Source organism: Candidatus Nanopusillus massiliensis (genome assembly GCF_920984865.1).
Genome location: NZ_OV100765.1, coordinates 123393 through 129300, shown reverse-complemented (window position 1 = coordinate 129300; position 5908 = coordinate 123393). Strand labels below are relative to the sequence as shown.

Below are 5908 nucleotides of genomic sequence, written 5' to 3'. Positions count from 1 at the left end.
TGACAATCCTGTTACTTTTACACCTATTTCTTTAATCTTTGGATACATTTTTGCAAATTCTACAAATTCTGTTGTACATACTGGTGTAAAATCTGCTGGATGACTAAACAATATAAACCACTTTCCCTTATAGTAATCTGGCAATTTTATTTTTCCGTNNNTTGTATTACTTCTACTTCTGGAAATCTACTACCTATTCTTGGAATCCCATTATATTTTTCTTCTTCCATAAAAAATATAGTTATATATTATTTTTATAAAGGTTAAAATCGTACCTAAATTTATCTAATTGATAATAATCTATTACAATTGTCGGCCATACAGATTTAATACCCTCAATACTTTGTAAATATTTTATATATTCATCAAGTTCTTCAGGTTTAGAATATAAGAAATCTATTAAACATCCTGATCTCCTCCAGTCTAATATATATCTTTTATATTTTTATTTTTAGATATTTTTTCTAATATATTAGATATTTTATCCTTATCTATATTCAATCCTATAAATACTCTTTTNTACCCTAATAAGTTATAATTTAATTCAACTGTAAACTTTTTAATTATACCATGTTTCATTATTTTTTTAATTCTTTTTCTAACAGAAGCTTCTGATATATTTAATAATTTTGCTATTTTAGTGTTTGATATACGCGAGTTATTAATTAATATCTTTATTATTTTATTATCTATATCATCTATATACGATTTTCGTACCATTAATAAATAATTTAATATAATAATTATAAAGTTTTCTATTCACTATTATATATGGANTCTATAGATTTTGAAGCAGAAAGTACAAATGGAAAAATAAAATTGAGCAATGTATTAAAGGAAAAAGATTTCGTAGTTTTGTATTTCTACCCAAAGGCATTTACTAGCGGATGTACACAAGAGTTAAAGAGATTTGTAGAATTATATGAAGAATTTAAAAAATATAATACAGAATTAATTGCTGTAAGTAATGATAAATGAGATACACAGAAGAAATTTGCAGAAAAATATGGTGTAAAATTCCCATTAGTTGCAGATCCTGAATTAAAGATAAAAAAATTATTTAATGCAAAAAGTGATAGAGGAAAAGGGGCAAGTAGAATTACTTTTATAATAGATAAAAATTTAAAGATTATTGAAACATTAAAATCATTAAAAAATGCTGCAGAACATGCTGACAAGACATTAGAAAAAATTAAAGAACTACATGGCGAATGCCTTTAAACCTAATTATTTTTATTCTTTACTTTCTTTATAGTCTTTCTTTTTCCTCTANTACAACCCATATTTAATAACAAATTACTGGATAATTTAAATTTTTCTAATAATGTTTGATTATGATAAAAATATTTGATTATGAATTATATTCTGGATACATAATGTTAAATGGAAAAATGTTGCTTATTCTTTACATAATAATATAGATATATTAACAAAAAATTTAGTAAAAATTGCAAAATTTCATAATTTAACGGNGAGCTAATTTTTGATGAAAATTTAGATAAATTTTTTCAAGAAAAAATAAATAGAGTGCTAATTAATAAAGAGAAATTTAATATAGATATAAGTAAATATAGATATAAATATATATACGAAAAAATATTGGAAATACCTTTTGGAAAAACAATAACATATAGGGAATTATATAATAGCCTAAATAAAAAATATAATATGCTACCAATATTAAATGCCATAAAAAATAATCCATTTATTATTTTAATTCCATGTCATAGAGTTATTATAGAAAATGATATTTCTGGTTCTAGATCCTTTAGGAGTTGAATTTAAAAGAAAATTATTAGAATATGAACACAATTTAATTATTACTTAGTTCTTTATAAGACCTAATGTAAAAGATTTTGAATAAAAATATAATACAACAAAGTTTTTCACTTAATATTTCTTACCTATATTTTTTATAATTCTTATGATTTCCTAAACCTAGTAAATATAAAATAATACCTCTTTTTTCCATACTATATTCAAACTCATCTTTATTATAATCTGCAATATTTTTTCATTTCAGTCCATTTAAGGGAATCTGATATTCTATACTTTTATCTTCATTGTTAAGATAATATGCATAAAGATTTCTATTTTTATATACGAAGAGATAAACGGTTCTATACCAATATCTTGAATATGCAAACTAAAGGTATAAAATTCAGAATCTTTACTAATTATTTCTGTTTCTAATAAAGCATTTATTAAAATATCAGTAGATCTGAATAATTGCAAATGCGCTTTTTTATATCTTTCATCATTTTCATTTTTCATCAAACCTCCTTTAAGTTCATTATTATATAAAAATAATTTACCATCGTATCCTCTTGCAATAACAAGAGCATCTATTTCTGCCTCTCCTATAGTATGATCTTTTAATCTTTGTGGCAGATAGAGTTCTCCATTTTTTGTATATATATGTATTGAATCTTCTATCTCTTTATCTCTAGGTGAATCTCCAAATATTATCTTTATAATTTCTTTGCTTATTATTTTTTCTACTGGACCAGATAGAACACATATCCTCCCTTATAATTTATAGTACGCCTAATTTGAAGATTTCCTAATAAGATGTATGCTAAAATTCCATAACTTCCATAACTTCCATGTAATTTATCTAAACTATTTTAAAAAGACCTTTCACCTAAAGGGCCTTTACTTTTAAATTTTAATTCTGATAGATCTAAAGAATGTAAAGAAACGATTGCTGATAAAGATTTTGAATCTAATGACATTATCTAATGCTTTCAATTACTTCTTCGCATAATTCTTTCAAATTATACCTCTATATTTTCAGATATTATTTTTCCATCCATGTTTTCTAAAATTTCATATTTATTTATTTTATTGTTATAAAATATTAAAAAATCCCTCAAAAATTTATGGTTTTTATAGGTCTTTTTATTGTAGTAATATGAGGATTTTTAGATATATAATAAGATATCTCCATACAAATCTTTTTCAATAAAAATTTATATACATTCGGTGTATATATTTCATTGTTTTTTATATTAATAATAATAATATCTTCATAATTTGACTTATTTTTCTTTAATAAAGATAAAAATGGAAAATTATAATCTATCTCATCCTCGTATTTATATTTATTATTAAATTTATTAAATAGGTTATCAAAAAATTTTGAAGGATCCTCTTCCATTTTTTTATATATTCTATCTATTTTATATGATTCTTCTTCCTTAAAATCTAATAGATATATAATTTCCTTATAAGCTAAATTTTCTTTCCATTCATTTATATTAAATATATAATATTTATCANNACATTTCATTCCATAATATTCTTGCCTTCCTTTTATATTTAATTTTATGTTTAATTTTTTAAAATCAGATTCACTATTCAATTTATTTGATTCATAGATTATAGAATCTAAAAAAAGTTAAAAATTATACTTTTAATGCTTCAAATTTCTTTTCTACTACTGACCAATCTATATTATCGAAGAATACATCTACATATCCTTTTCTATTACTTCCATAGATCTAAATAATATGCATGTTCAAATACATGTAGTGCAATATTAATTTTGAATTTTGTACCATATATGTATTTTGCTCATCGGATATACTAATTACCAATCTATTTAGATCATCAGACCATAATAACCAAGCCCATCCTCTTGCACCCATAGCAGTTGCTTTCATTTCTTTAACGAATTTTTCGAATGATCCAAAGTCTTTATCTATTTGAGATCCCAATGATGATCCAGGTTTTCCACCTTCTCCTCCTAAATGACTAATGTGATATTTCATGATTTATCATTCCACCAAAAGCTCTAGTCCATTCAACTATTAATTCCCTTATTAANGAATAAGTTCCATTTGCTGCATTATAATCCTCATCTTTCAAATTATTTAGCCTTTGTTTTATCTCATTGAATTTCTTTACATATCCTTCATATATCTTCAAATTTTCTTCTATTGTTTTTGCTGAAATACCCTTCATTTCAAATAATTGTGGCCTCTCCTTCTTCAAAATCTATTGGTTTTCTTTCTGAATATTCCATCTATATATATTATAACAACGTTTTATAAAAATAAACAAACTCAAAAAATATATATCCTTATAGGCCTCTAAGTTCCCTAATTGCTAACCTTATATCATCTTCATGTACAGTCTTCCTTCCTGCGTGTTTTGCTGATTTTATTGCTCTAGCAGATATTTCCTCTGCTACTTGCAATACTGATTCTACCATTGCTAATTTTGCATCCTGTCCTACCCTTGATGCACCGGCCTTTCTTAATATTCTATATAGTGGTGCCACTGGAATTGGTGTTGTTCTCTTTGCCATAATAATATTATTGACTAACAAATATAAAAACTTTTTGTTTTAACATTTGTTTAAGTCAATTTAACACGACCATGATATAATATCCCCTCAATATTTTTCCATCATGTCATAAACTCTATCATAAATATAAAAAGTTGTTTCAAATTGAGTTACTATTCCATTAGATTGTTCTACTAATATTGGATACTCATATATTTTTCCATTCTTTTTTAGATATTCTATAAATAATTTTAAGTTTATTTTATTATTATAATCATTATATACCCATCTTTATGCAAAAGGAAGAGTTTTATATTTAATAATATCTCATGGAAAAATTTCTTAATATTTGGATCTCTAATTGGTTTATCAGACATTATAGAATATATTCCAGATGGCTTATCTTCCTTACAAGTCCTACTCCATTTGTAGCAAATGGCTCATTTGCATATATTCCTTCAGTTCATTTTATTTTTGATTTATTATCGTAATTTGGTATTGTAATTCCAGAATGTAAAATATATTGTTCTATTTTATGACCAGATAAATTATATATTGGATTATAATTATAAGATTTAATTGTACTTTCTATTACTTTTCCAATTTCAGATCTTCAATATTTTTTGTTATTATTTTTTTAACATTTTCTAATGCATTTCTAGAAGCTTCAATTAGATCTTTATATTTATTATCATTTATTTCTACAGTAAATGCTGTATCCATACAATAACCATTAACCTGCGCACCAAAATCAACTTTATAACATCCCCATCTTTTAATGTTGTACTATCATTTATTGTTGGTGTATAATGTGCTGCTATATTATTTATAGATATATTAACAGGAAATGATGGAAATCCACCGCAAATCTATTATTTTTTGTTCAATAGTTTCTACAATATTATATATACTTTCTCCAGGTTTCAATAATTTCTAGCTTCTCTCTTTACTTTTTTTGTGATTTCAGAAGCCTTTTTTAAATCTTCAAGCATTTTTTATTTTCTTTATAGATGTTTCTTTTTCCAATAAATCTAAGAAATCTTTATTTGCATCTTCAACATTTATTGAATAGATTTCAATTATATTATTTTTATATATTTCTTTTATTAATTCTTCTATTTTATCAAATAATTCTTCTCTTGTCTTTATTAATAACATTTCCCTATCTTCCTCTTTAATATTATCATTTTCTAAATACAATGTTTCAACTTTCTTTATATCTATAGACATTGCATATTTTCTTTCTAATATTCTTTTAGAATTATTTATCCCATCTCCACTTTTTACAGATAGAAATACTATAATCATAACAATATTATTATAGAAATATTAAAAACATTATATTTCAATAACATCTTCAATATATTTATATAATTCTTTCCAATCCAAGTAAACCTTTTTTAATGTTAGATATCTTGGATCTGAAGGAAATGGTTTCGGATTACATTATATATAAAAACTTTTTCAATTAAATCCAAAGGAAAAAGGAAACAAANTATAACCAACAGAAATTAAAAATGTAATAATTCTTCTTATCATTTCAACAAAAAGTTTATTTCCTTCAATATAATTTATATAAAAATCATTATCTTCAATTACTTCAAATTTTGTTATATT

The 5908-nt window shown here is 23.5% G+C and carries 8 protein-coding genes and 1 pseudogene; 2 read left to right on the top strand and 7 right to left on the bottom strand.

The genetic code is table 11. The features are described from left to right. Window positions 1–111: redoxin domain-containing protein (locus tag LUA84_RS05025; protein ID WP_231434530.1), on the bottom strand; the 111-nt coding region annotated here is incomplete at its 3' end. 312 nt (window positions 112–423) lie between these two features. Then, window positions 424–720: an Lrp/AsnC family transcriptional regulator gene (locus LUA84_RS01010; RefSeq protein ID WP_231434018.1), complete on the bottom strand. Its 297-nt coding sequence runs from the start codon at window positions 718–720 to the stop codon at window positions 424–426. Window positions 721–771: 51 nt separating this feature from the next. Between LUA84_RS01010 and LUA84_RS01005 the strand changes: the two are divergent. Continuing rightward, window positions 772–1221, top strand: a pseudogene (locus LUA84_RS01005) (peroxiredoxin). A gap of 306 nt (window positions 1222–1527) precedes the next feature. Further along, window positions 1528–1779: an MGMT family protein gene (locus LUA84_RS01000; RefSeq protein WP_231434017.1), complete on the top strand. Its 252-nt coding sequence runs from the start codon at window positions 1528–1530 to the stop codon at window positions 1777–1779. 267 nt (window positions 1780–2046) lie between these two features. Here the strand turns inward: LUA84_RS01000 and LUA84_RS00995 are convergent, their stop codons facing one another. The 5 genes from LUA84_RS00995 to cutA form a co-directional block, all read right to left on the bottom strand. Further along, complete coding sequence (locus LUA84_RS00995) at window positions 2047–2277, bottom strand: hypothetical protein (protein ID WP_231434016.1); 231 nt, start codon at window positions 2275–2277, stop codon at window positions 2047–2049. 1226 nt (window positions 2278–3503) lie between these two features. After that, entirely contained in the window at window positions 3504–3773 is a 270-nt protein-coding gene (locus LUA84_RS00990; protein ID WP_231434015.1) for a Fe-Mn family superoxide dismutase, read from the bottom strand. A 311-nt stretch (window positions 3774–4084) separates the two neighbouring features. Then, a complete protein-coding gene (locus tag LUA84_RS00985; RefSeq protein ID WP_231434014.1) occupies window positions 4085–4312 on the bottom strand; it encodes a histone family protein in 228 nt (75 codons plus the stop codon). Window positions 4313–4882: 570 nt separating this feature from the next. Beyond that, a complete protein-coding gene (locus tag LUA84_RS00980) occupies window positions 4883–5071 on the bottom strand; it encodes a M24 family metallopeptidase (protein WP_256443575.1) in 189 nt (62 codons plus the stop codon). 204 nt (window positions 5072–5275) lie between these two features. Further along, a complete protein-coding gene (cutA, locus tag LUA84_RS00975) occupies window positions 5276–5599 on the bottom strand; it encodes a divalent cation tolerance protein CutA (protein ID WP_231434012.1) in 324 nt (107 codons plus the stop codon). Window positions 5600–5908: the final 309 nt, after the last annotated feature.